Here is a 16754-nt window from a genome sequence, read left to right on the forward strand (position 1 = left end):
CGCACGCGGGGCCTCGCTGTGCGCTCCTGCCGTACGAAAGCTCCCCGCGTGGCGCTCAGATCGGACGCCACAGCGTCGCTGAGACGCGTGGCTGTGGCCGCTGTGTCGCTGACCGGTAAGCGCCACGCAACTCAGCGATGACGCCAGCCGGATCGTTCTTGAGCCGTGAAGGAAGGGTGTGCACGGTCATAACGCCATTGGCCAGCAAGGCGGAGTGTTGCGCCATCGTCCGTGCGTACGCATCGGGCGCAAGGTGAAACTCCACTGAGTCGATCTGCCAAGCGAGGCCGACGTCGCCCCACCAACCGTCCACGACTGCGAGCTGCTTGCCGGCCGTCGACCTGATCAGCACGTTCCACTGTGGTGCAGGCAGCGAAGAACGGTGGATCAGCGAGCGTGACCACGCCTCAGCAGCGGAGCGAACGCCGTCGTTGACCTCATCCATGACTCGTCGCGGCAGGTGAGTTCCGCCCAGGCGGAGGCATTTCAGCTCCTCCGCGAGTGCTTTGGGCGAACAAAGCTGCTGCTGGACGGCGTCAGCGATGAATGCCCGCACAACGTCGATGCGGCCTTCTTTGCGCGCAGCGTCGATGAGCGCACGGGCGAGCGTCACAACGGGGAAGCCGTCGATCAGCGTTCCGTCCCATGACCGGTTGGTTCGCTCGACGAGCATGGAGCCCTGGCTGGTGATGCGGCGGCCGTGTGGGACGAGAACATGGACGCGTTGGTCAGCGGGCAGTCGACGTACTCCATACCTGCGTGCTGCCTCGAGGCCGGTCAGAAAGGTCAGCGGGCCGGCTCGGAGCAGTGCACCGCGAACCAGCTGTCTCCGGTTGGGCGTGCCTCCAGTCAACAGGTAGACACCCAGGAACAACCGGGTCCAACCACCTCCAGGCCGGCACTTCCTGGCCAGCGTGTCACTGCTGAACCCGAGTTCGAGCAGGTGGCGGCGAGCAGCTACCCCGTCCTCGAAGACATCGGCGAGCAGCCCGTAGTCGATCGATCGTTGGTTGAGCACTCGATCAATCATCGGCATAACGGGCCCGCGCACAACCAGCCCTTGATCGACATGTGGACAACTCGCGATCTTCGAGCGCACGCGGGGAGCTTTCGTACGCTCATGGCGTACGCGGGGGCCCCGCGTGGCGCACAGCAGGAGGGCTTGGGCGGTGGGGTCTCAGTTCGTGCCGGTTAGAGTCGCGGAGGAGTCACGGCACACGTAGGGAGTCTGGATGAGCAGGCGCGGGATCAACGAGGACGCCGACGTCATCGTGGTGGGGGCGGGACCGGCGGGCTCGACCGCGGCGACCTACCTGGCCAGGGCAGGTCTCGACGTGCTCCTGCTGGAGAAGAGCTCCTTCCCCCGGGAGAAGGTCTGCGGCGACGGCCTCACGCCCCGCGGCGTGAAGCAACTGATCGACCTGGGCATCGACACCCGCGAGGACAACGGCTGGCTGCACAACAAGGGGCTGCGGGTCGTCGGCGGCGGCGTCACGATGGAGCTGGACTGGCCGGACCTGGCCACGTTCCCCAACTACGGCGTCGTGCGGCCGCGCATGGACTTCGACGAGATGCTCGCGAACACCGCGAAACAAGCCGGTGCGCGCATGCACGAGAACACCACGGTCACCAAGGCCATCATCGAGAACGGCCGGGTCGTCGGCGTCGAGGCCAAGCAGGGACCGGAAAAGAACCCGGTCACGTACCGGGCCCCGATCACGGTCGCGTGCGACGGCGTCTCCGCACGACTCGCCCTCAGCGTCGGCCTGCAGAAGGACGACGCGAAGCCCATGGGCGTCGCGGTCCGGCGGTACTACGCGAGCCCGCGCACCAAGGACGACTACCTCGAGTCGCACCTGGAGCTGTGGGCGCCGGACGGTCAGCTGCTGCCCGGCTACGGCTGGATCTTCGGCATGGGCGACGGCAGCGTGAACGTCGGCCTCGGCATCCTCAGCACGTCGAAGGCCTACGGCACCACGGACTACCGCCAGCTCCTGCGCTCCTGGCTGGACGGCACGCCGGAGGAGTGGGGCTTCCGCGAGGAGAACGCGACGAGCCGCATCGGCGGCGCCGCGTTGCCGATGGGCCTCAACCGCAAGCCGCACTACCGCGCGGGCCTCGTGCTCGTCGGCGACGCCGGCGGCATGGTCAACCCGTTCAACGGCGAGGGCATCGGCTACGCCATGGAGTCGGCCAAGATCGCGTCCGAAAGTGTCGTCCAGGCGCTCGCCCGGACCGGCGTCAACCGTGAACGCGCGCTGCACGGCTACCCGATTCGGATCGAACAGGCGCTCGGCAGTTACTACCGGCTAGGGAACGTCTTCTCGAAGCTCATCGGGAACCCGGCGGTCATGCGGACCGCAACGAAGTACGGAATGCCGCGAAAGCGCCTGATGAAACTCGTGCTCAAGCTGCTTGCGGGCCTCTACGACCCCAAGGACGGCGACGCAATGGACCGTCTGATCGTGGCCGCCACGAAGCTCGCGCCGACGGCATAAATTACTCCGAATAGGTGACGGCACCGGCTCAATACGAGCCGGTGCCGTTTCGCATGTTCCAACGAAGTTAAACCCCCAGGTCAGACCCTGTGATCTAGGTCATTTACAGGCGTTCTACACTGGCGGGCGAGCTTGTGAATCACTTCACAACAGTCTGAACAAGCTTGTGAACTGTTTCACAAGCGTTTGTTAGGTTCGCCTAACAAACGAGTCGCAGAACAACACCCTTAGGGTGCGCCTCGACCGCGAGGAAAGGACGACGGAGCGTGCTTGACCCTTACCTCCCCCTCGTATTGATGTTCGCGCTCGCCGGGGCGTTCGCGCTGTTCTCGGTGACCGCAGCGCCCTACATCGGACCCCGCCGCTACAACAAGGCGAAGCTCGACGCCTACGAGTGCGGCATCGAACCGAGCCCGCAGCCGGTCGTGGGTGGTGGGCGCATGCCCGTCGCCTACTACCTGACGGCGATGCTCTTCATCTTGTTCGACATCGAAATGGTCTTCCTCTACCCGTTCGCCGTAGCGGCCGACAAGCTCGGCCTGTTCGGGCTGGTGGAGATCGTCCTGTTCGTCGCCACGGTCGGCTTCGCGTACGTCTACGTGTGGCGTCGCGGCGGCCTCGACTGGAACTGAGGAAGTCATGGGTCTCGAGGAGAAGCTCCCGAACGGCATCCTGCTGGTCAGCGTCGAGAAGCTGGTCAACTGGACCCGCAAGTCCTCGCTGTGGCCTGCCACCTTCGGCCTGGCCTGCTGCGCCATCGAGATGATGACGACGGGTGGACCGCGCTACGACCTCGCCCGCTTCGGCATGGAGGTCTTCCGGGCCTCACCGCGCCAGGCGGACCTGATGATCGTCGCGGGCCGCGTCACCAACAAGATGGCGCCGGTGCTGCGGCAGATCTACGACCAGATGCCCGAGCCGCGCTGGGTGCTGGCGATGGGCGTCTGCGCGTCGACCGGTGGCATGTTCAACAACTACGCGGTGGTGCAGGGCGTCGACCACGTCGTGCCCGTCGACATGTACCTGCCGGGCTGCCCGCCGCGGCCGGAGATGCTGATGGACGCGATCCTCAAGATCCACGCCAAGATCATGGACGAGCCGCTCAACGCCGTGCGCGCCAAGGCACTCGCCGACTCGGGCTACCGCACCGATCTCATCCCGTCGTCCGAGCGTTTTGCGAGGAAGAAGTGACCGAGCCAGGGGGAGAGCACTCCAGCGCGGACCGCGCTGGAGAGGGCCTCGAAAAGACCAACGGTGCCGAAGCCAAGGCGCCGATCTTCGCGGGCAAGGAGCGCAAGGGCCTCTTCGGCGTCACCGGCTCCGGTGACACGTCCGGTTTCGGTGGCCTGCGCCTGCCCGCCCACGTGGCCGCTCCGTCCGAGCGCCCGTACGGCGGCTGGTTCGACGAGGTGGCCGACGAGCTGTTCGCCGCGATCAGCGACAAGGGCCTGCCCGCCGGCACGGTGCAGCAGGTGACCGTCGACCGCGGCGAGATCACCTTCTACCTCCTGCCGGAGACGCTGCTGGAGGTGGCGCGCATCTGCCGCGACACCCCGTCGCTGCGCTTCGAGCTCTGCAGCTCGGTCTCCGGTGTCGACTACGGCGCCGACGTGCCGCAGCGCCTGCACTCCGTCACGCACCTGACGTCGATGACGTACCGCCGCCGCATCCGGCTGGAGGTCGCGGTCGACGTCGAGAACCCGCACGTGCCGAGTCTCGTCGAGGTCTACCCGACGGCGGACTGGCAGGAGCGCGAGACCTGGGACATGTTCGGGATCATCTACGACGGTCACCCCGGACTGACCCGCATCCTCATGCCGGACGACTGGGACGGCCACCCGCAGCGCAAGGACTACCCGCTGGGCGGCATTCCGGTCGAGTACAAGGGCGCGGAGATTCCTCCGCCGGACCAGAGGCGGTCGTACTCATGACCGAGCGGCTTTCCGACGTCACCACGGGCACCGACACCAGCCCGGCGGGCCAGGACAGCGTCGAGACCCCAGAGGTCGCCGACTCCCGCAAGACCACCGAGGGCACCGTCTACACGGTGACCGGCGGCGACTGGGACGAGGTCCTCGCGGACGCGGTCCACGACGAGCGCATCGTCATGAACCTCGGCCCGCAGCACCCCTCGACCCACGGCGTGCTCCGCCTGGTCCTGGAGCTCGAGGGCGAGACGGTCACGCACGCCCGCAGCGTCATCGGCTACCTGCACACGGGTATCGAGAAGAACCTCGAGTACCGCAACTGGGTCCAGGGCGTCACCTTCATCACGCGCACCGACTACCTGGCGCCGCTGCACCACGAGGCCGCGTACTGCATGTCGGTCGAGAAGCTGCTCGGCGTCACGGTGCCGGACAAGGCGCAGGCCATCCGCGTGCTCCTGATGGAGATCAACCGGATCAGCTCGCACCTCGTCGCGCTCGCCACCGGCGGCATGGAGCTCGGCGCGCTGACCGGCATGACCTCCGGCTTCCGCGAGCGGGAGGAGGCGCTGCACCTGCTGGAGCACCTCACCGGCCTGCGCATGAACCACGCGTTCATCCGCCCCGGCGGTCTCGCGCAGGACCTGCCGGACGACGCGGTCGAGAAGATCACCGCGTTCGTCAAGGTCATGGAGAAGCGGCTCCCGGACTACGACAAGCTGCTCACCGGTCAGCCGATCTGGCGCAACCGCCTCGCGGGCGTGGGCTACCTGCCCGTCGACGCGTGCCTCGCGCTCGGCATCACCGGCCCGATCCTGCGCTCCGCCGGCCTCGGCTGGGACCTGCGCAAGATCGAGCCGTACTGCGGCTACGAGAACTACTCCTTCGACGTGCCCACCTCGAACGCGGCGGACTGCTTCGCGCGGTACCTGCTGCGCCTCGAGGAGATGCACCAGTCGCTGAAGATCATCAAGCAGGTCGTGAAGAGTCTGCCGACCGGTCCGGTGATGGTCGAGGACGCCAAGATCGCGTGGCCCGCGCAGCTCACGATCGGCAGCGACGGCATGGGCAACTCGCTCGAGCACGTCCGCAAGATCATGGGCCAGTCGATGGAGTCCCTGATCCACCACTTCAAGCTGGTGACCGAGGGCTTCAAGGTGCCGTCCGGCCAGGTGTACGTGCCGGTCGAGTCGCCGCGCGGCGAGCTGGGCTACCACGTCGTCTCCGACGGCGGCACCCGCCCGATGCGCGTGCACCTGCGCGAACCCAGCTTCGTGAACCTCCAGTCGATGCCCGCGATGTGCGAGGGCGGCATGGTCGCCGACGTCATCGCGTCCGTCGCCTCGATCGACCCGGTGATGGGTGGTTGCGACCGATGACTCAAGCGCCAGAACAGACCTTTGACCAGTCCACTGTGGACCGCGCGCAGGCGATCATCGCCCGCTACCCGCAGTCCCGCAGTGCGCTGCTGCCGATGCTGCACCTGGTGCAGTCGGTCGAGGGCTACGTCTCCCAGGAGGGCATCCGGTTCTGCGCCGGGCAGCTCGACCTGAGCGAGGCCGAGGTCAGCGCGGTCGCGACGTTCTACACGATGTACAAGCGCCGCCCGTGCGGTGAGCACCTGGTCAGCGTGTGCACGAACACGCTGTGCGCGGCGCTCGGCGGCGACGACATCTACAAGACCCTCAAGGACCACCTCGGTGTGGGCCACGAGGAGACCGCGGGCGAGCCGGGCACGCCGGGCTCGATCACCCTGGAGCACGCCGAGTGCCTCGCCGCGTGCGACCTCGGCCCGGTGCTCCAGGTGAACTACGAGTTCTACGACAACCAGACGCCGGACAAGGCGCTGGGGCTCGTGAAGGCGTTGCAGTCAGGGGACAAGCCCGCCCCGACGCGCGGCGCCCCGCTCACCGATTTCAAGCAGGCGGAACTGCAGCTCGCCGGCTTCTTCGAGGGTCGCGACGCGGACCTCGACGGACCGTCGGCGGCGCCGGAGACGTTGCGGGGCGCCCAGATCGCGAAGGACCGCGGCTGGGACGCACCGAAGATGCCGGCCAACGCCGAGTTCCCCGCCCTGCCGGAAAAGAAGTAGGGGGCACAAGATGGTCAACCCGCTGACTCCCGTTCTCACCAAGAGCTGGACCGAGCCCAAGTCCTGGACGATCGAGACCTACGAGCGCACCGGTGGCTACACCGCTCTGCCCAAGGCGCTGAAGGCTCACCCGGACCAGCTCATCCAGCAGTGCAAGGACTCCGGGCTGCGCGGCCGCGGCGGTGCGGGCTTCCCCACCGGCATGAAGTGGGGCTTCATCCCGCAGGGCGACGGCAAGCCGCACTACCTCGTCATCAACGCCGACGAGGGCGAGCCGGGCACCTGCAAGGACATCCCGCTGATGATGGCGGACCCGCACTCGCTGATCGAGGGCGTGATCATCACGTCGTACGCGATCCGCGCGAACTTCGCGGCGATCTACGTCCGCGGCGAGGTCCTGCACTGCATCCGCCGCCTCAACGCGGCCGTGCGCGAGGCGTACGCCAAGGGCTACCTGGGCAAGGACATCCTCGGCAGCGGGTTCGACCTGGACCTGGTGATCCACGCCGGTGCTGGCGCGTACATCTGCGGCGAGGAGACCGCGCTGCTCGACTCGCTGGAGGGCCGTCGTGGCCAGCCGCGACTCAAGCCGCCGTTCCCCGCTACCTCGGGCCTCTACGCGTCGCCCACTGTCGTGAACAACGTCGAGACGATCGCGTCGGTTCCCTTCATCGTCAACGGTGGCGCGGACTGGTTCCGCGAGATGGGTCGCGACCGCTCACCCGGTCCGAAGATCTACTCGCTGTCCGGCCACGTCACGAACCCCGGCCAGTACGAGGCGCCGATGGGCACGACGCTCCGGCAGCTGCTCGACATGGCCGGTGGCATGAAGGACGGCATCCCGCTGAAGTTCTGGACGCCCGGTGGTTCGTCCACCCCGCTGTTCACCGCGGAGCACCTCGACGTGCCGCTCGACTTCGAGGGTGCCGCCGAGGCCGGTTCGATGCTCGGCACGACGGCGCTGCAGATCTTCAACGAGACCGTGTCCGTGCCGTGGGCCGTCATGAAGTGGACGGAGTTCTACAAGCACGAGTCGTGCGGCAAGTGCACGCCGTGCCGCGAGGGCACGTACTGGCTCGTGCAGATCCTGCAGCGGATGGTGGCGGGCAACGGCACGGCGAGCGACATCGACACGTTGCTCGACGTCTGCGACAACATCCTCGGCCGCTCGTTCTGCGCGCTCGGTGACGGTGCGGTCAGCCCGATCACCAGTGGCATCAAGTACTTCAAGGACGAGTTCCTCGCCCTGTGCGACACGAACTCCAAGGTCCTGGCTGGAGCGAACGCATGACCATCGCCCCTGACAAGAGCACCACGACCGAGGTCGTCGTACCCGAGGGTCACGTCAAGCTCATCATCGACGGCGTCGAGGTCATCGCGCCCAAGGGTGAGCTGCTGATCCGCACGGCGGAGCGCCTCGGCACGGTCATCCCGCGCTTCTGCGACCACCCGCTGCTGGAGCCCGCGGGCGCCTGCCGCCAGTGTCTCGTCGAGGTCGAGATGGGCGGCCGGCCGATGCCGAAGCCGCAGGCCTCCTGCACGATGACGGTCGCGGACGGCATGGTCGTGAAGACCCAGCTGACCTCGCCGGTCGCGGACAAGGCCCAGCAGGGTGTGATGGAGCTGCTGCTCATCAACCACCCGCTGGACTGCCCGATCTGCGACAAGGGCGGTGAGTGCCCGCTGCAGAACCAGGCGATCGCCCACGGCCGCAGCGACTCCCGCTTCCACGAGCACAAGCGGACGTTCCCGAAGCCGATCAACATCTCGACGCAGGTGTTGCTCGACCGCGAACGCTGCGTGCTCTGCCAGCGCTGCACGCGGTTCTCCGCGCAGATCGCCGGTGACCCGTTCATCGAACTGCTGGAGCGCGGCTCCCAGCAGCAGATCGGTGTGGCGAAGGACAAGCCGTTCCAGTCGTACTTCTCCGGCAACACCATCCAGATCTGCCCGGTCGGTGCTTTGACGAGCGCCGCCTACCGGTTCCGCGCCCGGCCGTTCGACCTCGTGTCGACGCCGAGCGTCTGCGAGCACTGCTCGTCGGGTTGTGCCGAGCGCACCGACTGGCGGCGCGGCAAGGTGCAGCGCAAGCTCGCCGGCGACGACCCGCAGGTCAACGAGGAGTGGATCTGCGACAAGGGCCGGTTCGCCTTCCGCTACGCCACGTCCGACGACCGCATCACGCGGCCGATGGTCCGCGACGCCGAGACCGGTGAGCTGCGCGAGTCGTCCTGGACCGAGGCGCTGCAGGTCGCGGCGGCAGGTTTGGCGGCGGCGAGGGACGCGAACGGCGTCGGTGTCCTCACCGGTGGCCGGCTGACCGTCGAGGACGCCTACGCGTACTCGAAGTTCGCCCGGATCGCGTTGCGCACCAACGACATCGACTTCCGCGCCCGGCCGCACAGCGCCGAGGAGCTGGAGTTCCTGTCCGGTACCACGGTGTTCACCAACCCGGACAACGGCGTCACCTTCCAGGGCATCGAGAACGCACCGGCCGCGTTGCTGGTCGCGTTCGAGCCCGAGGAGGAAGCGCCGATCGTCTTCCTGCGCCTGCGCAAGGCCGCTCGCACCGGCAGGACCAAGGTCTTCCACCTCGGCCAGTTCACCACCCCGGCCGTGGAGAAGACCTTCGGCACGTTGCTCGCCTGCGTGCCGGGAGCCGAGGCCAACGCGCTGAACGCGTTGCCGGAGCACGCTTCCGACGTCGTCGACCTGCTGGGCAAGCCCGGCGCGGTGATCCTGGTCGGCGAGCGCGCCGCCGAGATCCCCGGCGCGTTCACCGCGGTCGCGAGGCTCGCGGAGCGCACCGGCGCCAAGGTCGCGTGGATCCCGCGCCGTGCCGGTGAGCGCGGCGCGCTCGCGGTCGGTGCCACGCCGAACCTGCTGCCCGGCGGGCGCCACGTCGCGAACGCGGCCGCGCGCACCGAGGTCGAGCGGACCTGGGGCATCGAGGAGGGCACGATCCCGGCCACGCCGGGCCGTGACACCAACGGAATCCTCATCGCGGCCGCCAGCGGTGGCCTGTCCGGCCTGCTGATCGGTGGCGTCGACCCGTTCGACCTGCCGGACCCCGCGCTCGCGGAACGAGCGTTGGGCATGGCCGGTTTCGTCGTGAGCCTGGAGCAGCGGCCGAGCGCGGTCACCGCGCACGCCGACGTCGTGCTCCCGATCGCCCCGGCGGTCGAGAAGTCCGGCAGCTTCCTCAACTGGGAGGGTCGCCACCGCGAGTTCGGCACGACGCTCGAAGGCACCGGCTCGCTGGCGGACTGCCGCGTGCTCGACACCCTCGCGGTGGAGATGGACGCGGACCTGTTCACGCAGACGCCCGCCGCCGCGGCCGCCGACCTGGCTCGACTGGGCGAGGGCGTCCCGAGCGGTTCCTCGCTCAACGTCGCCGCGCCGCTGCAGAGCCCGGCCGGTGCCGGCCAGGCCGTGCTCGCCACCTGGCACCGGTTGATCGGCAACGGCTCGCTGCAGGTGGACGAGCCGCACCTGGCCGGCACCGCACGCCCGGCCGTCGCCAAGGTCGCAGAGGCCACCGCGCAGCAGTTCGGTCTGGCGACCGGCGGCTCCGTGACGGTCTCCACCGACCGCGGCGCGATCACGCTGCCGGTCGAGACCGACGACCTGCCCGAGGGCGTCATCTGGCTGCCCACCAACTCGGGTGACGTGACCGTCCGGGCCACGCTCGGCGCGGGCCACGGCTCGATCGTCTCCGTCAGCGCCGGAACCTCGTCTGGGGTGAAGTCATGATCCAGCACGTCCTCGCGGAGAACGGCGAGACCGCCAAGTTGCTCGTGGACGACCCGATCTGGCTGGTCCTGATCAAGGTCGTCGGGATCTTCGCCTTCCTCGTGGTCATGACCCTGTTCATGATCAACTGGGAGCGCAAGGTCGTCGCGCGGATGCAGCACCGCCCCGGCCCCAACCGGGTCGGCCCGAACGGCTGGCTGCAGTCGCTCGCGGACGGTCTGAAGCTCGCGTTCAAGGAGGACATCCGCCCGGTCCTCGCGGACAAGTGGGTGTTCTTCCTCGCCCCGGTGATCTCCTGCATCCCCGCGTTCCTCGCGTTCTCGGTGATCCCGCTGGCCGGCAAGGTCAGCATGTTCGGCCAGGAGACCGCGCTGCAGCTCGTCGACCTCCCGGTCGGCGTGCTGGTGGTGCTGGCCTGCTCCTCGCTCGGCGTCTACGGCATCGTGCTGTCCGGCTGGGCCTCCGGCTCGCCGTACCCGCTGCTGGGTGCTCTGCGCAGTGCCGCCCAGGTGATCTCCTACGAGATCGCGATGGGCCTGTCGATCGTCGCGGTGATCATGTTCACCGGCTCGATGTCGACCGGTGACATCGTGGGTGCCCAGGCGAGCACCGTGCTCGGCGCGTTGCCCGGCTGGTTCGGCATCCTGCTGTTCCCCAGCTTCGTGATCTACGTGGTGTCGATGGTCGGCGAGACCAACCGCGCTCCGTTCGACCTCCCCGAGGCCGAGTCGGAGCTGGTCGGTGGTTTCCACACGGAGTACAGCTCGCTGAAGTTCGCGCTGTTCTTCCTCGCCGAGTACGTCAACATGGTCACCGTCTCGGCGCTCGCGACCACGCTCTTCCTCGGTGGCTACCACGCCCCGTGGAGCGGCGACTTCCTGAACACCGGCTGGTGGGGCCTGCTCTGGTTCATCCTCAAGACGCTGGCGTTCCTCTTCCTCTTCATCTGGCTGCGCGGCACGCTTCCCCGCCTGCGCTACGACCAGTTCATGAAGCTGGGCTGGAAGGTGCTCGTCCCGACCAGCCTCGTCTGGATCATGGCCGTCGCGGTCATCCGCACCGGCGCGATCCAGCAGCTCTCCACGGCGCAGCGGCTCATCGCGCTCGGCGTGATCGTCGGCCTCGTGCTGCTGGTCTCGTTCCTGCTACCGGACAAGAAGGTCCAGGACACCAAGGGCGTTCCGCTCGCGGGTTCGGGCTTCCCGGTACCGCCGCTCGACCTCGTCGTCCCCAAGGCCGCGCCCAAGCGCAAGGTCAAGGTCGCCAACATCCCCAAGGAAACGGCAGCCGTTACCACCGGTAAGGAGGCTGAGTAGGGATGTTCGAGTCCCTCAAAGGCTTCGGCGTCACCTTCGGCACCATGTTCAAGAAGGTGGTGACGGAGGAGTACCCCGAGGTCAAGAAGGTGACCGCGCCGCGGTTCCACGGCCGGCACCAGCTGAACAGGCACCCGGACGGGCTGGAGAAGTGCGTCGGCTGCGAGCTGTGCGCGTGGGCCTGCCCTGCGGACGCGATCTTCGTCGAGGGTGGCGACAACACCGAGGAAGCGCGCTACTCGCCCGGTGAGCGCTTCGGTGCCGACTACCAGATCAACTACCTGCGCTGCATCGGCTGCGGCCTGTGCATCGAGGCCTGCCCGACCCGTTCGCTCACGATGACGAACGAGTACGAGCTCGCCGACGACAACCGCCAGGACCTGATCTTCACCAAGGAGGACCTGCTCGCCCCGCTGCTGCCCGGCATGGAGCAGCCGCCGCACCCGATGCGGCTCGGCGAGAACGAGCAGGACTACTACGTGAACGGCCCGCAGCTGGCTAAGGAGGCTCAGCAGTGAGCTTCCTGATGTTCCTGGCGCAGCAGCCGGAACCGGTGCAGCGCGCGGTCGACACCGTGACCACGGGCGAGGCGATCTCGTTCTGGATCCTCGGTCCGCTGGCGCTGGCCGGCGCGCTCGGCATGCTCTTCGCGCGCAACGCGGTGCACTCCGCGCTGTGGCTCGTGGTGACGATGCTCAGCCTCGGTGTGCTGTACATGATCCAGCAGGCGCCGTTCCTCGGCTTCGTGCAGATCATCGTCTACACCGGCGCGATCATGATGCTGTTCCTGTTCGTGCTGATGATGGTCGGCCGGGACAGTTCGGACTCCGTGGTCGAAGTGATCCGCGGCCAGCGACTCGCGGCCGCGTTGCTCGGCATCGGGTTCGCCGTCCTCATGGTCGGCTCCGTCGCCCGCGCGCTCACCTCGGTCCAGTCCAAGGGCCTGGCCGAGGCGAACACCACGAACGGCGGCAACGTCGGCAACATCGGCCAGAAGCTCTTCACGGACTACCTGTTCGCGTTCGAGCTCACGTCGGCGCTGCTGATCACCGCCGCGCTCGGCGCGATGATCCTGGCCTTCGTCGGCAGGGACGGGAAGCCGTCCAAGAAGACGCAGAAGGAACTCGTCGAGGAGCGCTTCCAGTCGGGCAAGCGGGTCGGGTCCATCCCCGGTCCGGGTGTCTTCGCCACCGCGAACTCCGTGGCCACCCCCGCACTGCTGCCCGACGGCAGCGTCTCGGAGGAGTCGCTGTTCGAGGTCATCGAGGCGACCGACAAGGCCACGCTCTCGGACGACGTCGCCGACGTGGCCGGCACCGGGCACGAGGCAGACGCGCACGCGCTCAAGGGAAGTGAGTCGTGACTCCCACCTACTACCTGCTGCTGTCGGCACTGCTGTTCAGCATCGGCGCCGTCGGCGTCCTGGTGCGCCGCAACGCCATCGTGGTCTTCATGTGCGTCGAGCTCATGCTCAACGCGGTCAACCTGAGCCTCGTGACGTTCGCGCGGATCAACGGCTCGCTCGACGGTCAGGTGATGGCGTTCTTCGTGATGGTCGTCGCCGCGGCGGAGGTCGTCGTCGGCCTCGCGATCATCATGTCCATCTTCCGGACGCGTCGCTCGGCCTCGGTCGACGACTCGAACCTGCTGAAGTACTGAGGGGTCACCGGTGACGGAACCTGTTGTCGCCAGCGGGGTCGCGAGCTTCGCCTGGTTGTTGTTGGCGCTGCCCGCGTTCGGCGCGGCGGTGCTGCTGGTCGGTGGCAAGCGCACCGACAAGTGGGGTCATCTGCTCGGCTGCGCCACCATCCTCGGCGCGTTCGGCTACGGACTCGCGCTGTTCTTCTCGACGCTCGGCCTGTCGCCGGAGGAGCGGGTGCAGAACGTGCACCTGTTCAACTGGATCGACGTCAACGCGCTGACCGTCGACTTCGGACTGCGGATCGACCCGCTGTCGCTCACGTTCGTGTTGCTGATCACCGGTGTGGGTTCGCTGATCCACATCTACTCGGTCGGCTACATGGCGCACGAGGAAGGCAGGCGGAAGTTCTTCGCCTACCTCAACCTCTTCGTCTCCGCGATGCTCCTGCTGGTGCTGGGCAACGGTTTCGTGACCCTGTACTTCGGCTGGGAGGGTGTCGGTCTCGCCTCGTACCTGCTGATCGGCTGGTACCAGTACAAGCCGGAAGCGGCGTCGGCGGCCAAGAAGGCCTTCCTGATGAACCGCGTCGGTGACCTGGGCCTGGCCATCGCGATCTTCATGATGTTCAACCGCCTCGGGACCACGCAGTACACCGAGGTCTTCAGCCGGGTCAGCGAGTTCTCGTCCGCCGAGGTCCTCGCGATCACGCTGCTGCTGCTCCTGGGCGCCTGCGGCAAGTCCGGTCAGTTCCCGCTCCAGGCCTGGTTGCCGGACGCGATGGCCGGTCCGACCCCGGTGTCCGCACTGATCCACGCGGCGACGATGGTCACCGCGGGTGTGTACCTGATCGCCCGCTCGAACCCGCTCTACAACCTGAGCGAGGACGGCCGCCTGGTCGTGATGATCATCGGTGGCGTCACGCTGCTGATCGGTTGCATCATCGGTTGCGCCTACGACGACTTCAAGAAAGTCCTGGCGTACTCCACGGTCTCGCAGATCGGTTACATGATCCTCGCGGTGGGCCTGGGCCCGATCGGGTACGCCCTGGGCATCATGCACCTGCTGACGCACGGCTTCTTCAAGGCCGGGCTCTTCCTCGGTGCCGGTTCGGTCATGCACGGCATGAACGACGAGGGCAACATCCGCCGGATGGGCGGCCTGGCGAAGTACCTGCCGATCACGTTCGTCACCTGGACGCTCGGCTACCTCGCGCTGATCGGCATCCCGCCGTTCGCCGGCTACTTCTCGAAGGACGCCATCATCGCGGCGGCGTTCACCGGCGAGGGCTGGCGCCCGTACGTCTTCGGCGGGGTGGCGCTGCTCGGTGCCGCGCTGACCGCGTTCTACATGACACGCCTGCTGATCCTGGTCTTCCTGGGCGAGGCCCGCTGGAAGGACCTGAAGGCGGAGAACGGCAAGGACTACCACCCGCACGAGTCCCCGCTGTCGATGACCATCCCGATGATCATCCTGGCGGTCGGTTCGGTCGGCGGTGGCTGGTTCCTCTCCTCCGGCGGACGTCTGGCCGGCTGGCTGGAGCCCTCGCTGGGCGAGCTGAAGGAAGAGCACGGCGTGATCTCGCACGGCATGGTCGGGATCCTGACCGTCGTGCTCGCGGTGCTCGGCGCCGGTCTCGCGTTCCTGCTCTTCGGCCGCGGCAAGCAGCCGGTCGAGCGGCCGGCGCGGGTGTCGTTCCCGGTGCGCGCGGCTCGTGCGGACCTCTACGGCAACGCACTGAACGAGGCACTCTTCGCGCGGCCGGGCACCTGGCTCACCCGCGCGCTGGTGTTCCTCGACCTGAAGGGCGTCGACGGTCTGGTCAACGGCACCGCGGCGCTGCTCGGCGGTAGCTCCGGCCGGTTGCGCAGGTTGCAGACCGGATTCGTCCGCTCCTACGCACTGTCCATGCTGCTGGGCTCGATCTTCGTGCTCGGAGCGCTCCTGGTGGTGAGGTTCTCGTGAGCTGGGTTCTGATCGCACTGCTGGTCGTGCCGCTGGTCGGCGCGCTGGTGGTGTCGTTCCTGCGCAAGGACGACACGAAGGCCAAGCTCGTCGCACTGGCGTTCTCGCTCGTCGAGCTGGTGCTCGCCGTGCTGCTGTGGACCGCCTACGACGCCGACGGCGACCGCATCCAGCTCGCCGTGGGCGTGGACTGGATCCCGGCGTTCGGCGTGCGGCTGTCGTTCGGCATCGACGGCATCGCGCTGGTGATGATCGCGGTGATCGCACTGCTGATCCCGCTGGTGATCGGGGCCGGCTGGACGGAGAAGCTGCCGGCCGGCCGTTCCCAGGGCGGGTACCTCGCGCTGATCCTGGTGCAGGAGGCCGTGACGGTCGCGGTGTTCGCCGCCACCGACGTCTTCCTGTTCTACGTGCTGTTCGAGGTCATGCTGATCCCGATGTACTTCCTGATCGGCGGCTACGGCGGCGCGCGCAGGCAGTACGCGGCGGTCAAGTTCTTCCTGTACTCGTTCCTCGGCGGCCTGATCATGCTGGCCTCCGCGATCGGCGCCTACGCGATGGCGTCGGACGAGCTGGGCAAGGGCACGTTCGACTGGGCGACCCTGGTGAAGGTGGTCAGCGACGCCGACTCGACGACGCAGACCTGGCTGTTCCTCGGCTTCTTCCTGGCGTTCGCGATCAAGGCGCCGCTGGTGCCGTTCCACACCTGGCTGCCGGACGCGGCCGCCGAGGCGCCCATCGGCGTCACGGTGATCGTCGTCGGCATCCTGGACAAGGTCGGCACCTTCGGCATGCTGCGTTATCTGCTGCCGATGTTCCCGACGGCGTCGAAGAACCTGGCGCCGCTGGTGCTGGTGCTCGCGGTGGCCGGTGTCCTTTACGGATCGCTGCTCGCCACGGGCCAGCGGGACATGAAGCGGTTCCTGGCTTACGTCTCGATCGCCCACTTCGGCTTCATCGCGCTCGGCATCTTCTCGTTCACGTCGCAGGCCGGTGTGGGCTCGGTGTCGTACATGCTCAACCACTCGGTCTCGACCGGCATGCTGATCCTGGTGATCGGCATGGTGATCGCCCGCGGTGGTTCGTCGCTGATCTCCGACTACGGCGGCATGTCGAAGGTCGCCCCGGTGCTCGCAGGCATGCTGCTGCTCTCCGGCCTGACCACGCTGTCGCTGCCGGGCACGAACTCGTTCGTCTCCGAGTTCCTGGTGCTGATCGGCTCGTTCCCGACGCAGCCGGTCTACACGATCATCGCGACGGTCGGCATGGTGCTCGCGGCGCTCTACGTGCTGTGGCTCTACCAGCGGATCATGACCGGCCCGCTGCGCGGCGACGCGCTCGTGGGCGCGGCCGCCGGTCCGGGCGCGGTCGGCGACCCGGAGAAGAAGACGGCCATCGGCGACCTCTCCAAGCGCGAGATCGCAGTGCTGGCACCGCTCGTTGTCATCGTGCTGGCACTCGGGTTCTACCCGCAGCCGGTGCTCGACGTCATCACCCCGACTGTCGGGGCGACGCTGACCGAGGTCGGCGTGACCGACCCGGTCACCGTGCAGGAAGGCAAGTGAC

15 protein-coding genes are annotated in these 16754 nt (G+C 67.7%); 14 read left to right on the top strand and 1 reads right to left on the bottom strand.

What is annotated here, in order from left to right; all coding sequences use genetic code 11:
* Positions 1–55: 55 nt before the first annotated feature.
* Complete coding sequence (locus B0F77_RS30045; RefSeq protein WP_143466968.1) at positions 56–1099, bottom strand: hypothetical protein; 1044 nt, start codon at positions 1097–1099, stop codon at positions 56–58.
* A gap of 133 nt (positions 1100–1232) precedes the next feature.
* On the opposite strand from B0F77_RS30045, the gene B0F77_RS30050 reads away from it, so the two are divergent.
* From B0F77_RS30050 to B0F77_RS30115, 14 genes are all read left to right on the top strand, one after another.
* A complete protein-coding gene (locus B0F77_RS30050) occupies positions 1233–2498 on the top strand; it encodes a geranylgeranyl reductase family protein (RefSeq protein WP_086666371.1) in 1266 nt (421 codons plus the stop codon).
* A gap of 266 nt (positions 2499–2764) precedes the next feature.
* Positions 2765–3130, top strand: a complete 366-nt coding sequence (locus B0F77_RS30055) for an NADH-quinone oxidoreductase subunit A (protein WP_030478224.1) — start codon at positions 2765–2767, stop codon at positions 3128–3130.
* Positions 3131–3137: 7 nt separating this feature from the next.
* Complete coding sequence (locus B0F77_RS49260; RefSeq protein ID WP_086666372.1) at positions 3138–3689, top strand: NuoB/complex I 20 kDa subunit family protein; 552 nt, start codon at positions 3138–3140, stop codon at positions 3687–3689.
* On the top strand, positions 3686–4429 hold the full coding sequence (locus B0F77_RS30065; protein ID WP_086666373.1) for an NADH-quinone oxidoreductase subunit C: 744 nt from the start codon (positions 3686–3688) through the stop codon (positions 4427–4429). The genes B0F77_RS49260 and B0F77_RS30065 overlap by 4 nt, the downstream gene beginning before the upstream one ends.
* Positions 4426–5802 carry an NADH-quinone oxidoreductase subunit D gene (locus tag B0F77_RS30070; protein WP_086666374.1) on the top strand — a complete coding sequence of 459 codons (1377 nt, stop codon included), beginning with the start codon at positions 4426–4428 and terminating at the stop codon, positions 5800–5802. Before B0F77_RS30065 ends, B0F77_RS30070 begins: the two co-directional genes overlap by 4 nt.
* The gene (gene nuoE, locus B0F77_RS30075) at positions 5799–6515 is read left to right on the top strand and encodes an NADH-quinone oxidoreductase subunit NuoE (protein WP_086666375.1); all 717 of its coding nucleotides are present in this window, start codon (positions 5799–5801) and stop codon (positions 6513–6515) included. Before B0F77_RS30070 ends, nuoE begins: the two co-directional genes overlap by 4 nt.
* 10 nt (positions 6516–6525) lie before the next feature.
* Entirely contained in the window at positions 6526–7806 is a 1281-nt protein-coding gene (gene nuoF / locus B0F77_RS30080; protein WP_086666376.1) for an NADH-quinone oxidoreductase subunit NuoF, read from the top strand.
* Positions 7803–10268: an NADH-quinone oxidoreductase subunit G gene (locus B0F77_RS30085; RefSeq protein WP_086666377.1), complete on the top strand. Its 2466-nt coding sequence runs from the start codon at positions 7803–7805 to the stop codon at positions 10266–10268. The genes nuoF and B0F77_RS30085 overlap by 4 nt, the downstream gene beginning before the upstream one ends.
* Positions 10265–11584 carry an NADH-quinone oxidoreductase subunit NuoH gene (gene nuoH, locus B0F77_RS30090; RefSeq protein WP_086666378.1) on the top strand — a complete coding sequence of 440 codons (1320 nt, stop codon included), beginning with the start codon at positions 10265–10267 and terminating at the stop codon, positions 11582–11584. The genes B0F77_RS30085 and nuoH overlap by 4 nt, the downstream gene beginning before the upstream one ends.
* 2 nt (positions 11585–11586) lie before the next feature.
* A complete protein-coding gene (nuoI, locus tag B0F77_RS30095; RefSeq protein ID WP_086666379.1) occupies positions 11587–12102 on the top strand; it encodes an NADH-quinone oxidoreductase subunit NuoI in 516 nt (171 codons plus the stop codon).
* Positions 12103–12110: 8 nt separating this feature from the next.
* The gene (locus B0F77_RS30100) at positions 12111–12947 is read left to right on the top strand and encodes an NADH-quinone oxidoreductase subunit J (protein WP_086666450.1); all 837 of its coding nucleotides are present in this window, start codon (positions 12111–12113) and stop codon (positions 12945–12947) included.
* Positions 12944–13243 (top strand): NADH-quinone oxidoreductase subunit NuoK, encoded by a 300-nt coding sequence (gene nuoK, locus B0F77_RS30105; protein ID WP_030473209.1) that lies wholly within the window; start codon positions 12944–12946, stop codon positions 13241–13243. Before B0F77_RS30100 ends, nuoK begins: the two co-directional genes overlap by 4 nt.
* Before the next feature lie 10 nt (positions 13244–13253).
* Complete coding sequence (nuoL, locus tag B0F77_RS30110; protein WP_086666380.1) at positions 13254–15188, top strand: NADH-quinone oxidoreductase subunit L; 1935 nt, start codon at positions 13254–13256, stop codon at positions 15186–15188.
* Positions 15185–16753 carry an NADH-quinone oxidoreductase subunit M gene (locus tag B0F77_RS30115; RefSeq protein ID WP_086666381.1) on the top strand — a complete coding sequence of 523 codons (1569 nt, stop codon included), beginning with the start codon at positions 15185–15187 and terminating at the stop codon, positions 16751–16753. The genes nuoL and B0F77_RS30115 overlap by 4 nt, the downstream gene beginning before the upstream one ends.
* The last annotated feature ends 1 nt before the right edge of the window (position 16754 follow it).

It is taken from the genome of Lentzea kentuckyensis, from assembly GCF_002150765.1.
In the GTDB taxonomy this organism is placed as follows: Bacteria; Actinomycetota; Actinomycetes; order Mycobacteriales; family Pseudonocardiaceae; genus Lentzea; species Lentzea kentuckyensis.

Bases quoted from the DNA above. Each gene is read 5' to 3' on its own strand.
- B0F77_RS30050 (WP_086666371.1), top strand. From the start codon at position 1,233: ATGAGCAGGCGCGGGATCAACGAGGACGCCGACGTCATCGTGGTGGGG.
- B0F77_RS49260 (WP_086666372.1), top strand. From the start codon at position 3,138: ATGGGTCTCGAGGAGAAGCTCCCGAACGGCATCCTGCTGGTCAGCGTC.
- B0F77_RS30070 (WP_086666374.1), top strand. From the start codon at position 4,426: ATGACCGAGCGGCTTTCCGACGTCACCACGGGCACCGACACCAGCCCG.
- nuoE (WP_086666375.1), top strand. From the start codon at position 5,799: ATGACTCAAGCGCCAGAACAGACCTTTGACCAGTCCACTGTGGACCGC.
- nuoF (WP_086666376.1), top strand. From the start codon at position 6,526: ATGGTCAACCCGCTGACTCCCGTTCTCACCAAGAGCTGGACCGAGCCC.
- B0F77_RS30085 (WP_086666377.1), top strand. From the start codon at position 7,803: ATGACCATCGCCCCTGACAAGAGCACCACGACCGAGGTCGTCGTACCC.
- nuoH (WP_086666378.1), top strand. From the start codon at position 10,265: ATGATCCAGCACGTCCTCGCGGAGAACGGCGAGACCGCCAAGTTGCTC.
- nuoI (WP_086666379.1), top strand. From the start codon at position 11,587: ATGTTCGAGTCCCTCAAAGGCTTCGGCGTCACCTTCGGCACCATGTTC.
- B0F77_RS30100 (WP_086666450.1), top strand. From the start codon at position 12,111: ATGTTCCTGGCGCAGCAGCCGGAACCGGTGCAGCGCGCGGTCGACACC.